Annotated in this window: 16 protein-coding genes; 10 read left to right on the forward strand and 6 right to left on the reverse strand. The window is 39.8% G+C overall.

Annotated features, from left to right (window positions below; translation table 11 throughout):
* Positions 1 to 45: 45 nt before the first annotated feature.
* Together O3746_RS03105 and O3746_RS03110 are read right to left on the reverse strand one after the other, a co-directional pair.
* The gene (locus O3746_RS03105; RefSeq protein WP_014064069.1) at positions 46 to 1101 is read right to left on the reverse strand and encodes a rod shape-determining protein; all 1056 of its coding nucleotides are present in this window, start codon (positions 1099 to 1101) and stop codon (positions 46 to 48) included.
* A gap of 171 nt (positions 1102 to 1272) precedes the next feature.
* The gene (locus tag O3746_RS03110) at positions 1273 to 3063 is read right to left on the reverse strand and encodes an ABC transporter ATP-binding protein/permease (protein WP_371447785.1); all 1791 of its coding nucleotides are present in this window, start codon (positions 3061 to 3063) and stop codon (positions 1273 to 1275) included.
* 165 nt (positions 3064 to 3228) lie between these two features.
* Between O3746_RS03110 and O3746_RS03115 the strand changes: the two genes are divergently transcribed.
* From O3746_RS03115 to lipA, 10 genes are all read left to right on the forward strand, one after another.
* Positions 3229 to 4881 (forward strand): putative transporter, encoded by a 1653-nt coding sequence (locus O3746_RS03115; RefSeq protein ID WP_371447786.1) that lies wholly within the window; start codon positions 3229 to 3231, stop codon positions 4879 to 4881.
* Between the two features lie 151 nt (positions 4882 to 5032).
* Positions 5033 to 5341: a ribosome silencing factor gene (gene rsfS / locus O3746_RS03120; RefSeq protein WP_005695495.1), complete on the forward strand. Its 309-nt coding sequence runs from the start codon at positions 5033 to 5035 to the stop codon at positions 5339 to 5341.
* Positions 5342 to 5380: 39 nt separating this feature from the next.
* On the forward strand, positions 5381 to 5848 hold the full coding sequence (rlmH, locus tag O3746_RS03125) for a 23S rRNA (pseudouridine(1915)-N(3))-methyltransferase RlmH (RefSeq protein ID WP_075875776.1): 468 nt from the start codon (positions 5381 to 5383) through the stop codon (positions 5846 to 5848).
* 15 nt (positions 5849 to 5863) lie between these two features.
* Positions 5864 to 7840: a penicillin-binding protein 2 gene (mrdA, locus tag O3746_RS03130; RefSeq protein WP_371447787.1), complete on the forward strand. Its 1977-nt coding sequence runs from the start codon at positions 5864 to 5866 to the stop codon at positions 7838 to 7840.
* Complete coding sequence (rodA, locus tag O3746_RS03135) at positions 7840 to 8955, forward strand: rod shape-determining protein RodA (protein WP_371447788.1); 1116 nt, start codon at positions 7840 to 7842, stop codon at positions 8953 to 8955. Before mrdA ends, rodA begins: the two co-directional genes overlap by 1 nt.
* 53 nt (positions 8956 to 9008) lie before the next feature.
* On the forward strand, positions 9009 to 9869 hold the full coding sequence (locus O3746_RS03140; RefSeq protein WP_005699977.1) for a septal ring lytic transglycosylase RlpA family protein: 861 nt from the start codon (positions 9009 to 9011) through the stop codon (positions 9867 to 9869).
* Positions 9870 to 9887: 18 nt separating this feature from the next.
* Entirely contained in the window at positions 9888 to 11075 is a 1188-nt protein-coding gene (locus O3746_RS03145; RefSeq protein WP_371447789.1) for a serine hydrolase, read from the forward strand.
* A gap of 108 nt (positions 11076 to 11183) precedes the next feature.
* Entirely contained in the window at positions 11184 to 11462 is a 279-nt protein-coding gene (ybeD, locus tag O3746_RS03150; RefSeq protein ID WP_178160875.1) for a DUF493 family protein YbeD, read from the forward strand.
* A gap of 1 nt (position 11463) precedes the next feature.
* Complete coding sequence (gene lipB, locus O3746_RS03155; RefSeq protein ID WP_371447790.1) at positions 11464 to 12105, forward strand: lipoyl(octanoyl) transferase LipB; 642 nt, start codon at positions 11464 to 11466, stop codon at positions 12103 to 12105.
* Between the two features lie 62 nt (positions 12106 to 12167).
* Positions 12168 to 13130 (forward strand): lipoyl synthase, encoded by a 963-nt coding sequence (lipA, locus tag O3746_RS03160; protein WP_005695484.1) that lies wholly within the window; start codon positions 12168 to 12170, stop codon positions 13128 to 13130.
* Positions 13131 to 13200: 70 nt separating this feature from the next.
* On the opposite strand, the gene O3746_RS03165 is transcribed toward lipA, so the two are convergent.
* From O3746_RS03165 to galE, 4 genes are all read right to left on the reverse strand, one after another.
* Positions 13201 to 15225 carry a hypothetical protein gene (locus tag O3746_RS03165; protein WP_049369512.1) on the reverse strand — a complete coding sequence of 675 codons (2025 nt, stop codon included), beginning with the start codon at positions 15223 to 15225 and terminating at the stop codon, positions 13201 to 13203.
* Between the two features lie 97 nt (positions 15226 to 15322).
* The gene (gene adk, locus O3746_RS03170) at positions 15323 to 15967 is read right to left on the reverse strand and encodes an adenylate kinase (RefSeq protein ID WP_371447791.1); all 645 of its coding nucleotides are present in this window, start codon (positions 15965 to 15967) and stop codon (positions 15323 to 15325) included.
* Positions 15968 to 16065: 98 nt separating this feature from the next.
* A complete protein-coding gene (locus O3746_RS03175; RefSeq protein ID WP_371447792.1) occupies positions 16066 to 17340 on the reverse strand; it encodes an MFS transporter in 1275 nt (424 codons plus the stop codon).
* Positions 17341 to 17420: 80 nt separating this feature from the next.
* Positions 17421 to 18437, reverse strand: a complete 1017-nt coding sequence (gene galE, locus O3746_RS03180; protein WP_005700019.1) for a UDP-glucose 4-epimerase GalE — start codon at positions 18435 to 18437, stop codon at positions 17421 to 17423.
* Positions 18438 to 18538 lie beyond the last annotated feature (101 nt).

The raw sequence follows: 18538 nt of genomic DNA on the forward strand, positions 1-18538 counted from the left end.
CAGACGAATTAAAAACGCCGATTTTTCTGACCGCACTTTTAGAGATTAAATTTCGTCGCTAAAAATATCGCCGCCGTGCATATCAATCATTTCGATTGCTTCACCGCCACCACGAGCTACGCAAGTTAATGGTTCTTCTGCGATGATTGCCGGTACGCCACATTCTTTTGATAACAATACATCAATGTTGCGTAATAAGGCACCACCACCCGTTAACACCATACCGCGTTCAAAAATATCTGCTGCGTGTTCTGGTTGGCATTCTTCAAGTGCTGTGCGTACTGCTGCAACAATACCATTTAATGGTTGTTGAAGAGCTTCTTGTACATCACGAGAGGTTAATTTGAATGAGCGAGGCGCACCTTCAGCAAGGTTATGACCGTGCACTTCCATTTCTAAAATTTCATCGCCTTCTTGAATGTAAGCTGAACCAATTTCGTGCTTGATACGCTCTGCAGTTGGTTCACCAATCACAGAACCAAAAGTACGACGAACATAAGAAATGATTGCTTCATCAAAACGGTCACCACCAATACGTACAGAAGATGAATACACGATACCGTTTAAAGAAATCACTGCCACTTCAGTGGTACCACCACCGATATCAATGACCATTGAACCGATCGCTGTCGAAACCGGCAAGTTTGCACCGATTGCTGCCGCCATTGGCTCTTCAATTAAATACACTTCACGTGCACCTGCACCTAATGCTGATTCTTTAATTGCGCGACGTTCAACTTGAGTTGCACCAGCCGGTACACAAACGAGTACGCGCGGGCTTGGACGCATGAAGTTACCGCTATGTACTTGTTTAATAAAGTATTGCAACATTTTTTCAGTCACAGAGAAATCAGCGATGACACCATCTTTCATCGGACGAATTGCGACAATGCTTTTTGGTGTACGACCAAGCATTTGTTTTGCTTCTTTACCTACTGCCGCAATGCTTTTGTATGCGCCCATACGATCTTGACGAATTGCCACTACTGATGGCTCATCAAGTACGATACCTTGGCCTTTCACGTAAATTAATGTATTTGCTGTACCTAGATCGATAGAAAGATCGTTTGAAAATAAACCACGAATTTTTTTGAATAACATAAGAATTCCGTCATTAGTTTGGTGAAAAATTACTCATTTCTGAGCATAGAAAAAAATTGTGCTAAATGTACCAAAAAATCGAGCTTGATAACAGGATTTTTTGCCTTGATCCTCTACACTTACCTCGCGATTTTTTCTAACAAGGTAAGTGCGGTCAATTTTAGTGGTATTTTATATCTGATTTCGGTCAGTGAATTGCCACTCACCATTACCTAAAATCATCAATTGTTGCTGATGAAAAGCCTGCAAAGTTGAACGATGCCCCACGCTGATAACGGTTGTATGAGGTAAGCGTTCTTTTAACAGACGATACATTGAATCTTCTAAACCTTCATCCATACTCGCCGTAGCTTCGTCCAGAAAGGCTACTTTCGGTTTGTGTAATAGCAAACGAGCAAAAGCTAAACGTTGTTGTTCACCAAGAGAAAGGATACGTGTCCAATCTTGCTCTTGTTCTAAACGATCTTCTAAATGCCCTAAAGACACTTGTTTTAATACCTCAATCATCTCATCACGATTAAAGGCCTTTTCTTCATTCGGATAAGCCAGCGCAGTCAATAAGCTGCCTTGTGGTAAATAAGGTTTTTGCGATAAGAAAAGCTGATGGGTAGGACAATACACATCCCCTTCAGAATAAGCCCAAAGCCCTGCCACTGTTCTCAACAACGTAGTTTTACCCACGCCTGAGTTACCTTGAATTAATAGAGTTGAACCTTGTAGCAACGTCAAATTTAAATTCTCAATTAAGGTTTTTCCAAATGGATTACTGATGCTTAAATTCTTAAAGATCACGTCAGTTTCATGTTCGTGTAAATGGGAAGTAGATTGACGATTTGCCATATCAATCGCATAACTAAAGCCCGTTAAACGATCTAATGTGGCTTTGTATCCGGCAAAACCATCGTAAGAATTACGGAAGAAGGAAAGATTTGAATGCAACTTACCAAATACTTGTAGCGTTTGCATCAGATCGCCGAGTTTAATTTGCTTCTCGAAATAACGCCCCACTTGAATTAACAAAGGGAACACAACAGAAACTTGGCTTACTACTAGGTTAAAACCAGAGAATTTTAAGGTTCGATAAACAATATCCCACATGTTATTGATCACTGCGCCAAATTGTTTATAAAGTTGGCTACTCTCAACTTTCTCACCCGCATAAAATGCCACACTTTCCGCATATTCTTTGATGCGAATTAAAGAATAACGATAGTTAGCGTTTAAGCGTTCGTTGACAAAATTCAACATAATTAACGGACGCCCTAAACGGAATGCAATCGCGGTAGTGATAATCACATAAGCAAATACTAAGAACACCATCATGCGTGGAATTTCAGTACCAAATACAATCATTGGTCCCGCTAATCCCCACAATAAGATCGTATAAGAAATCATAGAGGTGACGGCATCAATCACCCCAGTACTTAAAGAGAGCGTAGTTCGCACATAGGATTGCACATCTTGTTGAATACGTTGATCGGGGTTGTCTAAATTGGCAGAAACATACTGCGTTTTATAGTACGCACGATTATTCATCCATTTATCGACTAGCTGACCATTCAACCATTCGATCCAATCAATAGAAAAACGTTGCTCTAAATAATAGCTCAGCAATGCGGCGATGACTGAGCTTGTCGCAATCACACAAAACAGCACCATTTGGTCCCAAAACACAGGTTCATTAAATTCCTGCAAGGATGTGTACATATTGTTATACCACTCAGAATGGACCAAGCTAATACGCACACTAACTAATGTCATCGCCACAATTAACAAGAAAAATAGCAAAGGTTTAATACTTCGACGTGGTGAAAGATACCCGCCCGCAAATTGCCAAAATTGTTTCCCCCAGTGGGTAAAACGGACTAATAAGAAAATACCAAAGCTAAACACGACAGCCGTCATCGCTAATGTTTTTGCTATCCATAAAAGCGAATTAATGGCCTCTTGAGCGTAATCCATAATCAACCTATAAAATCAAAAAAGTGCGGTCATTTTAGGCGGTGTTTATTTTTAAGCAAGAAAAAATGTGATGGAGATAACATTTTTTGACTTTGTCACAAGCAGGTAAGAAATCTAATTGATATAATCCAAAATAGTTAAATTTTTAATAAATTAGAGGTCGGTATGAGTGAAACTGCGATTACCATTAGTTTGCTTGCCCTCGTCGCCGTGATTGGCCTATGGATCGGGCATTTTAAAATTAAAGGTGTAGGTCTGGGTATTGGGGGCGTGCTATTTGGTGGGATTTTAGTTGCCCATTTTACCACCCAATATGGCATTAAATTAGATAGCCATACATTACATTTCGTGCAAGAGTTCGGCTTAATTCTGTTTGTTTATACGATTGGTATTCAAGTGGGCCCGGGCTTTTTTGCTTCCTTACGAAAATCAGGCTTAACCTTAAATGGATTAGGCATTTTAATCGTTGCACTTGGTGCAGTGGTGACAATTCTCATTTATAAGCTTGCGGATATTCCTCTTGATGTCGCGCTTGGTATTTACTCCGGTGCGGTCACCAATACCCCATCTCTCGGTGCGGGTCAGCAAATTCTTTCTGAATTAGGCATGTCGCAAACGACGTCTAACATGGGGATGGCCTATGCAATGGCTTATCCTTTTGGAATTTGTGGCATTTTACTTTCTATGTGGCTTATTCGTCTTTTCTTTAAAATTAAAGTGGATGAGGAAGCAGCAAATTTTGAAAAAGAAAGTGGTCATGACAAAGAAGCACTCAAAAGCATGTCTCTGAAAGTCACCAATACTAATCTCAATGGTATCCATTTGATTGAAATTCCAGGTTTTGATGATGAAGATGTCGTCTGCTCTCGTTTGAAACGGGGTGAGCTTGTTATTGTGCCGAAAGCAGATACCGATGTTCAAATTGGGGATATTTTACATTTGGTCGGCAATCCTGAAGGCTTGAAAAAAATACACCTTATCATTGGGGAAGAAGTTGATATCCCGGTAGCAAGCTTGAGTGGCGAAATTCGTTCTGAGCGCGTGGTCGTCACCAATGAAAAAGTACTCGGAAAACAAATTCGTCATCTCGGCATTCATCAAAAATATGGTGTTGTCATTTCGCGTTTAAACCGTGCAGGTGTGGAATTGGTACCAACTGCCCATACTACCCTTCAATTTGGTGACGTATTACACATGGTTGGAAAAACTGACATTCTCAACCAAGCCATTTCAGTTATTGGTAACGCTAAACAAAAACTACTTCAAGTTCAAATGTTACCAGTGTTTATTGGGATTGGCTTAGGGGTATTACTCGGCTCAATTCCTTTCTATATTCCAGGTTTCCCTGTGGCATTAAAATTAGGGCTAGCAGGCGGACCGTTAGTCGTCGCATTGATCTTGGCTCGAATTGGGTCTATCGGAAAACTCTATTGGTTTATGCCGCCAAGTGCGAACTTGGCGTTGCGCGAAATTGGTATTGTGCTCTTCCTTGCTGTAGTCGGTTTAAAATCTGGCGGTAGCTTTGTAGATACACTCACCAATGGTTCCGGTCTTGAATGGATGGGCTACGGTATTTTCATCACTCTTGTACCATTAATGATTGTAGGTATCATTGCACGTTTATATGTAAAATTAAATTATCTTTCACTTTGTGGCCTATTAGCAGGTTCGATGACGGATCCTCCTGCGCTTGCTTTCGCGAATGAACTGAAAGAAGGAAGCGGTGCCGCAGCACTCTCCTATGCGACAGTCTATCCGCTCACCATGTTCTTACGGATCATTTCACCACAATTATTAGCCATTCTTTTATGGGTTTAACATCCTTCAGACTTGGGGCAGAATAACTGCCCCAATATTCATGCTAAGCACTACGACAGCCATAAAACAATTCAAATAAAATCCCCCCTAAGCCTACCCCTTTTCCTCATTCAATGATAGAATTCATCGCTTTATTCAAATAGGAAAAGAAATGTCATTAGTTGAATTTGTAATTGATAAACTCGATGATTTAAAAGGCACCGAAATTGTGCATTTTGATGTAAAAGGCAAATCATCGATTACTGAAAATATGATTATTTGTACTGGTACATCTAGCCGCCAAGTGTCTGCTATGGCAGATAACCTTATTGCAGAATGTAAAAAAGCTGGTTATGAGACCTTTGGTGAAGAAGGTCGTAATACGGCTGATTGGATCGTGGTCGATCTCGGTCAAACTATCGTACATATTATGCAACGTGATGCGCGTGAGATGTATCAGTTAGAAAAACTTTGGGCATAAAGTGCGGTCAATTTTGACTGTCTTTTGAAAGGGAAAAGGATGAAAATCACATTAATCGCTGTGGGCACAAAAATGCCAGCTTGGGTGACAACTGGATTTGAAGAATACCAACGTCGTTTTCCTAAAGATATGCCTTTTGAGCTTATTGAAATCCCTGCGGGAAAGCGTGGAAAAAATGCTGACATTAAACGCATCTTAGAACAAGAAGGCAAAGCAATGTTAGCCGCTTGCGGAAAAGGCAAAGTGGTGACATTAGATATCCCAGGCAAACCTTGGACAACGCCACAGCTCGCAGAGCAACTAGAAGGCTGGAAAAATGATGGTCGTGATGTGTGCTTACTCATTGGCGGGCCTGAAGGCTTATCCCCTGAATGCAAAGCTGCGGCAGAACAAAGCTGGTCACTTTCTCCGCTCACAATGCCACATCCATTAGTGCGTGTAGTAGTGGCAGAAAGCTTATACCGTGCCTGGTCGCTAACCACAAATCATCCTTACCACAGAGAATAACGTATTACATTACCGATGAATTTAAAGAAATTCTTTGCAGCTCCAACCAACGAACCGATCCGCGATAAAAAAGCGGAGCGGAACTTGTTTGCACGTCGAACATTGGTGACATTCATCGGTATTTTGGCTCTTAGTGGCGTGCTATTTGCCAATATTTACCATCTCCAGGTGGTGAATTACGACATGTACCAAACTCGCTCGAATGGTAACCGTATTAAATTGCTTCCGCTTCCTCCTACTCGCGGATTAATTTACGACCGTTACGGCGAATTACTAGCTGAAAACCTCACCTTTTTCGGTTTATATATCGTGCCGGAAAAAACTGAAAATTTAGACCGCACTTTTGAAGAGTTGCGCTATGTTGTAGGGCTCACAGACGAAGACATTGAGCATTTCAAAAAAGAACGTCGCCGCGGCACACGTTATACACCCATTTTACTCAAACCAAGCTTAACGGAAGAACAAATCGCCCGTTTTGCAGTGAACCAATATAAATATCCAAGTCTTGATGTTCGCCCTTATTTCAAACGAAATTATCTATATGGCGAAGCCATGACACATATTTTGGGCTATGTGGGACGCATTAATGACCGAGATGTTGAACGCCTGAAAAAAGAAGAAAAATTTGCTAACTACTCTGGCTCCACAGATATGGGGAAATTGGGTATTGAACGCTATTACGAAGAGCAACTCCACGGTACGACGGGTTTTGAAGAGGTGGAAATCAATAACCGCGGGAAAGTTATCCGTAAATTACGTGAGCAACCTGCCACAGCGGGCAAAAGTATTCATCTGACTATCGATTTAGCCTTGCAACGCTATATTATGTCGCTCCTTTCAGGACAAAAAGGCGCAGTTGTGGTGCTAGATCCGAAAGATAACAGCGTATTAGCCATGGTATCTACACCTAGTTATGACAATAATTTATTCGTGGATGGGATTTCTGCTAGCGATTACAAACGCTTATTAGACGACCCTACTCGACCGCTTTATAGTCGTGCGACACAAGGGGTCTATCCACCAGCCTCTACGGTAAAACCATTCGTTGCTGTTGCAGCATTAACTGAAGGGGTGATTACACCTAATACCACGATTTTTGACCCTGGTTACTGGACATTACCAAACTCAACAAAACGTTTCCGAGATTGGAAAAAATCAGGGCACGGCTATACGGATTTAAATAAAGCCATTACAGAATCATCGGATACCTTCTTCTATCAAACCGCCTTTAATCTAGGCATTGATCGTTTCTCTATGTGGATGAAACGCTTTGGTTTTGGTATGCCGACAGGTATTGAAATTCAAGAAGAAGCCACAGCCAATATGCCGAGTAAAGAATGGAAACAAAAACGTTATAAAAGACCTTGGGTACAAGGCGATACGATCTCTGTAGGGATTGGACAAGGTTATTGGACGGCTACGCCATTACAAGTAGCAAAAGCGACCTCTATCGTAGTTAATAACGGGAAAATCCATACGCCTCATTTAATGAAATCAGTGGAAGGCTCTATCATTGAGCCCTATCAAGATCCGCTTTTATATGAGGATATTACTGATCCGAAACAAGCTTATTGGGATGCTGCTAAACGCGGGATGTTTAATGTCGTGAATTCTGGTGCGGGGACAGGACGAAAAGCCTTTGTCGGCTCCAATTACCACGTAGCAGGAAAATCCGGTACTGCACAGGTTTTCAGCTTAAAAGAAAACCAAAAATATAATGCAGCAGGATTGAAAAAAGAATTGCATGACCATGCTTGGTTCACCGCTTATGCACCTTATGAAGATCCGAAATTAGTTGTCACGATTATTTTAGAAAATGCGGGGGGCGGATCAAGTAATGCTGCGCCAATTGTGCGTCAAATTATGGATTTCTATTTAAATAAACGCTTGCCGCAAATTGAACGTCAACAAAATGCTGAAAAAGAAAAGATGACGGACCAAACTGATTTAGACGTACCAGCGCAAGACCCCCAACCAAGTGAGAATGAATAATGGAAGAAAAAGTGCCTTTATGCTTGCGATTATGGCAACGCTTACATATTGATTTCTTATTATTTATTGGTTTAGCCGCCATTACAGCCTATGGTATGCTTGTGCTTTATAGTGCATCAGGCGCGAGTGAAGTCATGTTCCAAAACCGTATCATTCAGGTCACATTAGGTTTTGCTGTCATGATGATTATGGCACAGCTTCCCCCTAAATTTTATCAGCGTCTCGCCCCTTATTTATATTTGGTTGGTTTTATTATGCTGATTTTAGTTGATGCCTTCGGTACAACCAGTAAAGGAGCACAGCGTTGGTTAGATCTTGGTTTTATTCGCTTTCAGCCATCTGAAATTGTCAAACTCGCAGTGCCATTAATGGTGGCGGTGTATTTAGGTAATCGCCCATTACCCCCTAAAATGAGCGAAACCTTTATTGCTATAGCCATGATTATGGTGCCAACTTTACTTGTAGCCATTCAACCAGACTTAGGGACATCAATTCTGGTTAGTGCATCGGGCTTATTCGTGGTATTCTTAGCAGGGATGAGTTGGTGGCTTATTCTTGCTGCGGTAGTTGGCTTAGCGGCATTTATTCCTATCATGTGGATGTATTTAATGCATGACTACCAACGCATGCGTGTATTAACTTTACTTGATCCAGAGAAAGATCCGCTTGGGGCGGGTTACCACATTTTGCAATCCAAAATTGCTATCGGTTCAGGCGGTATGTCAGGCAAAGGATGGATGCAAGGGACACAATCCCAATTAGAGTTTTTGCCTGAACCACACACTGATTTTATTTTTGCCGTGATGAGTGAAGAACATGGAATGGTCGGCTTTCTTATTCTGATGGCAATTTATTTGTTTATTATTATCCGTGGCTTAATAATTGCGGTGAATGCAGAAACCTCTTTCGGGCGCATTCTTGCTGGTGCCACCACACTAATTTTCTTTGTTTATGTCTTCGTGAATATCGGTATGGTGAGCGGTATTTTGCCTGTTGTAGGGGTACCTTTACCACTCTTTAGCTACGGCGGTACTTCATATGTAGCCATTATGGCAAGCTTTGGTTTAGTGATGTCCATTCATACTCACAAGCCACGCTTTATGAAAGGGAACTAATTTCCCTTTTGGCTTTCTTATAGAGAACACCGATAATCTTGAAAGTAATAAGTATGACATTAAAAAACATCTTAAAAACGACCGCACTTTTTACCTTGATAAGCAGCTCAAGTTTTTCTGCTTTTGCCGATACGCAAAAAATGTATGGTATTCAAGGGGATTCGCTGTCAATTACCACGACCGTTCAAGCGCCACAGAGCTATGAAGTGAATGGTAAAACATACACCACACAAGGTGATGAGGCAAAGTCCTATTCAAAAGAAGGGACAGCAAGTTATTACCACCATAAATTTAATGGTCGTAAAACAGCTAATGGTGAACGCTATGATTCGGCACTTTTCACTGCCGCACATAAAACCTTACCTTTGAATTCTTATGCGGTTGTTACAAACTTACATAACAATCGCAAGGTGATTGTGCGAATTAATGATCGTGGTCCGTTTAGTGAGAAACGTATCATTGACTTATCTCATTCTGCCGCAAAAGAATTAGGCCTTATTGCTCGTGGTACAGGGCAAGTAAGAATTGAAGCTTTACATGTGGATCACAAAGGTCAAATTTCAGGTGCGGGAGCAAAAACGCTTGCCAAGCATGCTAAAACGCAAGAAGCCAGTGAGCGTTTAGTCGTCAATAAAAATAGCGAAAAAAAAAATCAAAACTTAGACAGCACAAACGATGCCAAAACTGTTTTCAAGCTAAAACTACTCGCGCTGTCGTCAAAAAGTCAAGCAGAAAGCATCATCACAAAACTCGCGTTAGATGACATCAAAACGGAAATTAACCAAAATGGGCAAAACTATGAAATCCATTTTGGCCCATTAGCGGATCAAGCGGATATTAATCAATTAAAAACAAAATTACAAAAAACGATCAATGGGCAACCCGTAATCGTTTATACTTATAAAAACCAATAAGCTATTAAAGGAAATGCTATGTTAAAACAATCTGCAAAATTGAAAAAAATTGTACTCTTCTCGGGATTAATAGCAGCATCAACATTTGCTGCGGCTGAAGACATTCAATACGGTATCGCTGTACCGGAAGTGAATGCACAGACCTATATTTTAATGGATTACAATTCTGGCGCTGTACTTGCATCACTTAACCCTGATCAACGCCAATACCCTGCCTCATTAACAAAAATGATGACTAGCTATGTAGTTGGCGCAGCATTAAAACAAGGTAAAATTCATAATGAAGATATGGTGACGATTAGCGAAAGTGCTTGGGGTAGAAATTTCCCTGATTCGTCAAAAATGTTCTTAAATTTAAATCAACAAGTGTCAGTGGGTGATTTAAACAAAGGGATTATCATTGTTTCTGGTAATGATGCCTGTGTTGCTGTAGCTGAACATATTTCGGGTACCGTGGCTAACTTCGTTGATACCATGAATAAATACGTTCAACAATTTGGCTTAAAAAATACTAACTTCACCACACCACATGGTTTAGATGATCCAAACCAATATTCGACTGCACGTGATATGGCGATTATTGGTGCGCATATTATTCGTGATTTACCGGAAGAATATAAAATCTACGCAGAAAAAGACTTTACTTTCAACAAAATCAAACAACCTAACCGTAATGGCTTATTATGGGATAAAACCATTAACGTGGATGGTATGAAAACCGGTCACACAAGCCAAGCAGGTTATAACCTTGTCGCATCAGCAACAAGTCCAAACAATATGCGTTTAATTTCTGTTGTAATGGGTGTACCAACCTATAAAGGTCGTGAAGTAGAAAGTAAAAAACTCTTACAATGGGGTTTTGCTAACTTTGAAACCTTAAAAACTCAAAAAGCAGGTGAAGAAATTTCAAAACAATCTGTTTACTACGGTGATAAAGGTGACGTTAAACTTGGTGTCTTAGAAGATGGCTTTATCACTGTGCCAAAAGGTAAACAAACTGACTTAAAAGCACGTTATGAATTAGATAACAAATACTTACAAGCACCTTTAGCAAAAGGCCAAGTGGTAGGTAAAATCGTTTATCAATTAGACGGCAAAGATGTCGCTACCGTAAATCTTCAAGCATTAGAAGATGTACAAGAAGGCGGCTTCTTAGGTAAAGGTTGGGACTGGTTAGTGTTAACGGTTAAAGGATTATTTGACTAAACACCTTGAAAATTAACCGCACTTCCCCATTTATATCACATCAATAAATTCGTAAGGTGTATGAATTTAGCTGATTCACGCACCTTATTCTTAAATTAAGGAAACAACATGGCAACCGAAAACGATTATGAAAACCTAAAAGAAGTAATGGAATTCCCCGCTGCAATGACATTTAAAGTCGCAGGTGTTAACCGTGAAGGTTTAGCGCAAGACATCGTAGCAGTGATACAAAAATATTTACCGGGTGATTATATTCCAAAGGAAAAACCCAGCAGCAAAGGAACCTATAATTCTGTTTCAATTGATATCGTGGCACAAAACTTTGAGCAAGTAGAAACCCTTTACAAAGAGCTTGCTAAAGTTGAAGGTGTCAAAATGGTTATCTAAGATGAACAAAACAGATTTAATTGTCCGTCAATTAGGATTACAAGATTATCAAGAGATCTGGCACAAAATGCAGGAATTCACGGATAATCGAAATGCAGAAATCACCGATGAAATTTGGTTAGTTGAGCATCATCCTGTTTTTACACAAGGCCAAGCTGGCAAACCAGAACACTTATTACAACGAAGTGATATTCCTGTTGTTCAATCGGATCGTGGTGGTCAAATTACCTATCATGGTCCTGGTCAGCAGGTCATGTATGTGCTCATTGATATTAAACGTCATGAACATTTAAATGTTCGCCAATTAGTGACCGCACTTGAACAATCTGTTGTAAAAACCCTTGCAGACTATGGTATTGAAGGTTATCCCAAACCAGATGCACCTGGTGTGTATATTGATGGCAAAAAAATCTGTTCATTAGGTTTACGCATTCGAAAAGGCTGCTCTTTCCATGGGCTTGCGTTTAATATCAATATGGATCTCAATCCTTTCCACTACATTAATCCTTGCGGCTATGCAGGGCTTGAAATGTGTCAGCTTGCTGATTTTATCGGTAAAGAAGAGGCAACACTTGACAAGGTTTCCCCAAAATTAATTAAACACTTTGCCGAACTTTTGGGCTATAATGTTACAAATTTATAACATTCACTTTTATAACTCATTTAAAAATGCCTGAATCAGGCATTTTTCTTTAGGAAAGAACAATGTCAACGCCTTTTAAAATGGAACGCGGTGTGAAATACCGTGATGCAGCCAAAACATCAATTATCCCTGTTAAAAACATCGATCCTAATCAAGAATTATTGAAAAAGCCGGAATGGATGAAAATCAAATTGCCATCTAGCTCATTAAAGATCGAGACTATCAAAAACGGGATGCGTCGTCATGGGCTACATTCTGTCTGCGAAGAAGCGTCTTGTCCAAATTTACACGAGTGCTTTAACCATGGTACAGCAACCTTTATGATTTTAGGAGCGATTTGTACTCGTCGTTGCCCTTTCTGTGATGTTGCACATGGTAAACCATTACCACCCGATCCAGATGAACCACGTAAATTAGCTGAAACTATCCAAGATATGAAGTTGAAATATGTGGTGATTACCTCTGTAGACCGTGATGATTTACCTGATCGTGGTGCAGGTCATTTTGCTGAATGTGTAAAAGAAGTGCGTGCATTAAACCCTGGCATCAAAATTGAGATTTTGGTTCCTGATTTCCGAGGACGTATTACTCAAGCCTTAGAAAAATTAAAAGACAATCCACCGGATGTGTTCAACCACAACTTGGAAAATGTGCCACGTTTGTATAAAGAAATTCGTCCTGGCGCTGATTATCAGTGGTCTTTAAAATTGCTTCATGATTTCAAAGAAATGTTCCCAAACATCCCAACTAAATCAGGTTTAATGGTTGGATTAGGTGAAACTAATGAAGAAATTCTTCAAGTTATGGAAGACTTACGTGCAAACGGCGTAACCATGCTTACACTGGGTCAATATCTTCAACCTAGTCGCCATCACTTACCGGTTGCGCGCTATGTGCCACCAGCCGAATTTGATGAGTTCCGTGATAAAGCCAACGCAATGGGCTTTGAACACGCAGCCTGTGGCCCATTTGTTCGTTCTTCCTACCATGCTGATTTACAAGCAAGTGGTGGATTAGTGAAGTAATCAAAAACAGATAAAAAAATGACCGCACTTTGAATCTCAAGTGCGGTCATTTCTTATATTATCCTTTCAACTAGTCAGTTGCTGCTGGCTTATCTTCTTCGCCCTCATCAGTCTCCATCATGCTTTCTTGACGAAGATCTTCAAGGGTGCGACCATTAATTAAGTAGCCATTTTCCGTTTTTTCCACTCTAGAAACGTAATTATCACCTTCTTCCACAAATTCTCGGTGAAGTTTTCCATCATGTTTCACAAAGCTACTTAAATATTGCCAAAAGTATGAATTTTCCTTAATGGCTAAGGCTTTTTCATTTTGATCATCAAACAACATTTTACTTAATGTCAGATTAAATGTGCCTTCAATATTATCTGGAATCATGTCTGATGAATCATCTTCGGGCACTTGAGGCACAATACCACTCACTTCCAATTTAACTGGATAAGCATTGGTCTCCGGATAAGTATTAAGATTTAAATTCAACGTTGCATTATCAACGATTAAATCAAGCTCTTTCCAGGAGTTTTTTATGTATTTATCAAATGTTGCTGACGTTAAATGCGTGCTGCATAAAGCCCCATAAAATGGTGCTGAGCAAAATCTTGCTGATAAATGCGCTTTGCTGTGATTAATTTTAAATGGTGCATCAACCGCTAATTTTTCAAATTGGAATCCTGCACTTGGATAACTGGCTTTATTCGCAGACAATGTGATATGTTCATTATATTGATCATTGTCTAGTGTTTCCGTCTTATCACTGGCTGATACCTCATCAAGCACTAAATCGGCCATATTAAATGATTTTAAGGCTGCCTCAATATTGGTTTTGCCACTAAATTCTTTCACCCATTTATCTTTGGCATTCAAGAAGTCTTTATTGTCTTTTGATGGTGCCTCTTTCTCAGCAAAAGCATCTAATAAAAACGGTACAAACGCCAATTCGTTTGCCACGTTGTAATCATCTAACTGAATATTAACTTTACCGCCTTTAGCTTCCCATTTACGCTCTTCATCGGCAGGGGTTTGCTTCACACTATCAACATTCAGTTTAAAATCTACATTAGCCTTGGTTAAATCCGTATTCGCCAACTTAAGTTCAAGACCGGCATTTTGTAAGTTAAAGTAAGGTTGATTATTTTTAGGCACATTGACAGAAAGCACGGATAATGAACCATCAAAACGATCGTTTTGTGTAAAAATTTTCGTTAACAAATTGACGCCATCTTTAATGTCTAGTGAGCCATCACTTAATTTTTTAAATTCATGATGAAAATTGACTGCACTTGGCACGCCATTTTGTTTAATCAATAAATTCAAACCACCAGCTGTTGCTTGGCTTTCTTCTGTCGTACGGCTTTTATTGGCAATACGTAAAATATCACTACTGAATTTCGTACTCAGATCACGCTTATCTGCCTCACCTGATTTCACGTCAAAGTGGTACGTCGCATTTTTCATATAAACATGGGTGTTTTCGCCATTTAACAACGCCACTTCGGCATTTTTCGCGGTTAAGTCAATACTTGATAGATCGTATTGATTTGCGCCGACAGGTACTAGATGAGCTTCACCTTCAATTTGTTCCAGTTTAGTGTCTTTATCGTAATTAAAGCCACTTAAGGTTGTTTTCAGCTCAACTTCTTTATTTTTTAAGAAATTAAGACCGATAGAAAGGTTTTGGGACTTATTCGCAAAATCACGGAATTCCGTCAAAATATCAGACTGTAAATAATCCCCTACCGGCGAAAATTTACTATTAATCGTGTTTTTATCAATCGTGATATTTAATGTTTTATTTAATTGACGAACTAATTGATCAGATAACTGAGACTCCGCTGTAATGAAGAAAGGCAGCGCCGTGAGCTTAGTTGAAATCACATTTGTGGTTTTCGCATCACTATCTTTTACACTAAAGATCAACTCACGAATAAAAAAGTTTTTCGCGGTTTGCGTCACATTCAATGTTGCTTGGTTATCCAAAGAATAAGGGAAATTTTTTAACACCAGATCGATTTTATGATTGGTGTAAAATTGTGCGCCGATCCCAAGTGCCACTGCGATAGCCGAAATCGTCAATGCTATTGTTCTTTTCTTGCTCATAATGTCCCCAAATACGATCTCAATTTACGATCTCAAAATCCTTTTGAAAAATTAACCGCACTTTTATCTTCAAAGTGCGGTCAGTTTCCAGTCTATTTTAGCCTAAGATTTTATCTAACTCTTGGCTTACTTCTTCCACTTTTTGAGTACCATCTAAACGGAAATATTGCGTATTACCCGCTTTCGCTTCAGCTTGGTAATAATCAATTAATGGGCTGGTTTGTTTGTGGTAAACCGCTAAACGATCTAACACCGTTTCTGGTTTATCATCCGCACGGATAATTAAATCTTCACCCGTTACATCGTCTTTACCTTCCACTTTTGGTGGGTTATAAATGACGTGGTAAGAACGGCCAGATGCTTGGTGTACACGACGACCACTCATACGTTCAACGATCACTTCATCTGGTACATCAAACTCTAAAACGTAGTCAATTTTCACACCTGACTCTTTTAACGCATCCGCTTGTGGAATCGTACGTGGGAAACCATCTAATAAGAAACCACTTGCACAATCTGGTTGAGAAATACGATCTTTTACTAACGCCACTGTTAATTCATCCGGTACTAATTTCCCTTCATCCATTAATGCTTTTGCTTGTTTGCCTAATTCTGTACCTGCTTTAATCGCTGCACGGAACATATCCCCTGTTGAAATTTGTGGGATACCAAACTTGTTCATAATAAATTGTGCTTGTGTGCCTTTTCCTGCACCAGGTGCACCTAAAAGAATAATTTTCATACAAATCTCCAATAAATAATAGACCCGTTTAAAATACCGTTAAAGCCTTGTTTGGTCAAATGATTTTGCTGTAAATTTTGACCGCACTTTATTTTATTTTAAGCTTTTTCATTTCCTTTTTCATTCCATGGAGCCACCCAGAATAAACAAATCATTCCTGGGATAGCAAGGAATAAACAAATCCAGAAAAAATGATAGTAGCCCACTGCTTTAACCAAGTAACCAGATAACATACCAAGTCCTTTACTTGGTAAAGCGGAAAGGCTGGTAAATAAGGCTAATTGAGTGGCTGTATAAAGCGGATTCGTTTCGCGAGCCATAAAGGCGACAAAGGCAGCAGTACCGAGACCGACACCGATATATTCACCCGCAATCACGAAACCTAATTTCCAAAGTTCTGCAGCGCCGATATGGTCAAAATGTCCAAATGCAGCCAACCAAATAAATCCACCAATAGTAATCAATTGGATAAAACCAAATACCCATAATGCGCGGTTAATGCCTAGGCGTAACATAATCACGCCACCGACGAGACCGGCTGAGATACTTGCCCAAAGAGAGGTACTTTTTACCACCAACGCAATATGCTCTTTTTCAAAGCCCATGTCATAGACGAATTTAGTTTGTAACGTAGTAGCAAACGAATCACCAAATTTATACAAGAACAAAAAGAGTAAAAAACCGATGGCTTGCGCGACGCCTTTACGTTGGAAGAACTCTTTCAAGGGTATCCAAAATACCATATAGAAAGGTTGATCACGATCGACCTGTGCAATGTTTGGTTCTTTCGCTAAAAAGAGCGTCATAAATATGCCCGCTAGCATACAAAGTGCGGTCCGTAAAAAGACGGTTTCCCATGGATGAATCGTCGCTAAATAAAGCGACAGCCCCCCAGGAATTAAACCTGCAACACGATAAGCATTGATATGGATGGTGTTTCCCAATCCTAATTCATTATCGGTCAAAATTTCACGGCGATAAGCATCAAGCACAATATCTTGTGTCGCAGATACAAAGGCAATAAATGTCGCAAGTTTAGCCACTGTTCCCAACTGTGCCACAGGATCAAACTGACTAATCGCATAAAGGGAAATCAGCAAAATCACTTGAGAAATCAATAACCAACTACGACGACGCCCTAAAAAATTTGGAAAATAGCGATCTAATAACGGTGCCCATAAAAACTTCAAACCATATGGCACCATCACCCCTGTCAATGCACCGATTAATTCAACGGAAAGCCCTTTATCTGTCAGCCATACCGGCAACATTTGCGATAACACGAAAAGTGGTAAACCCGAACTAAATCCAGTAAAGACACAGATCAGCATTTTTCGGGTAAATATTTGACTAGAAAGGGATTGTTCTGACATAAAGTGCGGTTATTTTTGAGCGTGTTTTATCTGATTGAAATATTAAGGGCGGAATGATACTCCGCCCAACAAGAGTGAGATTAATCTCTGTATCCTTTCGGATTATTTTTTTGCCAATTCCAAGTATCTTTCATCATTTGCTCAAGACCACGTTCAGCTGTCCAATTTAACTCTTTTGCTGCAAGACTTGGATCTGAATAGCATGTTGCAATATCACCAGGACGACGTGCCACAAGACGATACGGAATTTCGATATTGTTTGCTTGTTCAAACGCTTTCACCATATCAAGCACAGAATAACCCGTACCTGTACCTAAGTTATAAATGTGTAAACCTGCGTCATTTTCATGGCGATTTAATGCTTTTAAGTGACCAATCGCTAAATCCACCACATGGATATAATCACGTACACCTGTGCCATCATGAGTATCATAATCGCTACCAAACACCGAAAGTTGTGGTAATTTACCAATGGCAACTTGGCTGATGTAAGGCAATAGATTATTTGGAATGCCATTTGGATCTTCACCAATCAAGCCACTTGCGTGAGCGCCCACTGGGTTGAAATAACGTAAGATCGTCATACTAAATTGCGGTTCAGCTTTCGCAACATCAGTCAGAATTTGTTCCACCATGTATTTAGATGTACCGTAAGGGTTGGTTGTGCCACCCACTTTACAATCTTCCGTAATTGGAATAATTTCTGGATCACCATAAACCGTTGCAGATGAACTAAATACAAAGTTCCACACGCCTGCTTTTTTCATTTCTTGAATCAAAACAATCGTGCCTGATACGTTATTCATATAGTATTCAGCTGGCTTTTGAACACTTTCACCCACAGCTTTTAAACCCGCAAAATGGATGACCGATTGAATGCTGTTTTCAGCAAAGATTTTTTGTAATAAAGCTCGATCTAAAATATCGCCTTCATAAAATTTCACGTCTTTACCGGTAATTTCTTTGACTCGTTCTAAAGATTTTGGGGAGGAATTGCATAAATTATCCAATACCACCACTTCTTTATTTGCATTTAATAATTCCACTACGGTGTGTGAACCGATATAGCCGGCCCCACCTGTTACTAAAATCGCCATAGGTTACTCCTTAATCATTTTGTTCGCGAATTATAACATTGATTTCGACGATACATAAATTTATCCCCTCTTTTGACCGCACTTTGGTGTGATCGTTGTCA

This window comes from Haemophilus sp. 27098_8_127 (genome assembly GCF_041433495.1).
In the GTDB taxonomy this organism is placed as follows: Bacteria; Pseudomonadota; Gammaproteobacteria; order Enterobacterales; family Pasteurellaceae; genus Haemophilus_D.

Bases quoted from the DNA above. Each gene is read 5' to 3' on its own strand.
- O3746_RS03110 (WP_371447785.1), bottom strand. From the start codon at position 3,063: ATGGATTACGCTCAAGAGGCCATTAATTCGCTTTTATGGATAGCAAAA.
- O3746_RS03175 (WP_371447792.1), bottom strand. From the start codon at position 17,340: ATGTCAGAACAATCCCTTTCTAGTCAAATATTTACCCGAAAAATGCTG.
- O3746_RS03105 (WP_014064069.1), bottom strand. From the start codon at position 1,101: ATGTTATTCAAAAAAATTCGTGGTTTATTTTCAAACGATCTTTCTATC.
- O3746_RS03165 (WP_049369512.1), bottom strand. From the start codon at position 15,225: ATGAGCAAGAAAAGAACAATAGCATTGACGATTTCGGCTATCGCAGTG.
- mrdA (WP_371447787.1), top strand. From the start codon at position 5,864: ATGAATTTAAAGAAATTCTTTGCAGCTCCAACCAACGAACCGATCCGC.
- galE (WP_005700019.1), bottom strand. From the start codon at position 18,437: ATGGCGATTTTAGTAACAGGTGGGGCCGGCTATATCGGTTCACACACC.
- O3746_RS03145 (WP_371447789.1), top strand. From the start codon at position 9,888: ATGTTAAAACAATCTGCAAAATTGAAAAAAATTGTACTCTTCTCGGGA.
- lipB (WP_371447790.1), top strand. From the start codon at position 11,464: ATGAACAAAACAGATTTAATTGTCCGTCAATTAGGATTACAAGATTAT.
- rodA (WP_371447788.1), top strand. From the start codon at position 7,840: ATGGAAGAAAAAGTGCCTTTATGCTTGCGATTATGGCAACGCTTACAT.
- O3746_RS03140 (WP_005699977.1), top strand. From the start codon at position 9,009: ATGACATTAAAAAACATCTTAAAAACGACCGCACTTTTTACCTTGATA.
- rlmH (WP_075875776.1), top strand. From the start codon at position 5,381: ATGAAAATCACATTAATCGCTGTGGGCACAAAAATGCCAGCTTGGGTG.
- adk (WP_371447791.1), bottom strand. From the start codon at position 15,967: ATGAAAATTATTCTTTTAGGTGCACCTGGTGCAGGAAAAGGCACACAA.
- lipA (WP_005695484.1), top strand. From the start codon at position 12,168: ATGTCAACGCCTTTTAAAATGGAACGCGGTGTGAAATACCGTGATGCA.
- rsfS (WP_005695495.1), top strand. From the start codon at position 5,033: ATGTCATTAGTTGAATTTGTAATTGATAAACTCGATGATTTAAAAGGC.
- ybeD (WP_178160875.1), top strand. From the start codon at position 11,184: ATGGCAACCGAAAACGATTATGAAAACCTAAAAGAAGTAATGGAATTC.
- O3746_RS03115 (WP_371447786.1), top strand. From the start codon at position 3,229: ATGAGTGAAACTGCGATTACCATTAGTTTGCTTGCCCTCGTCGCCGTG.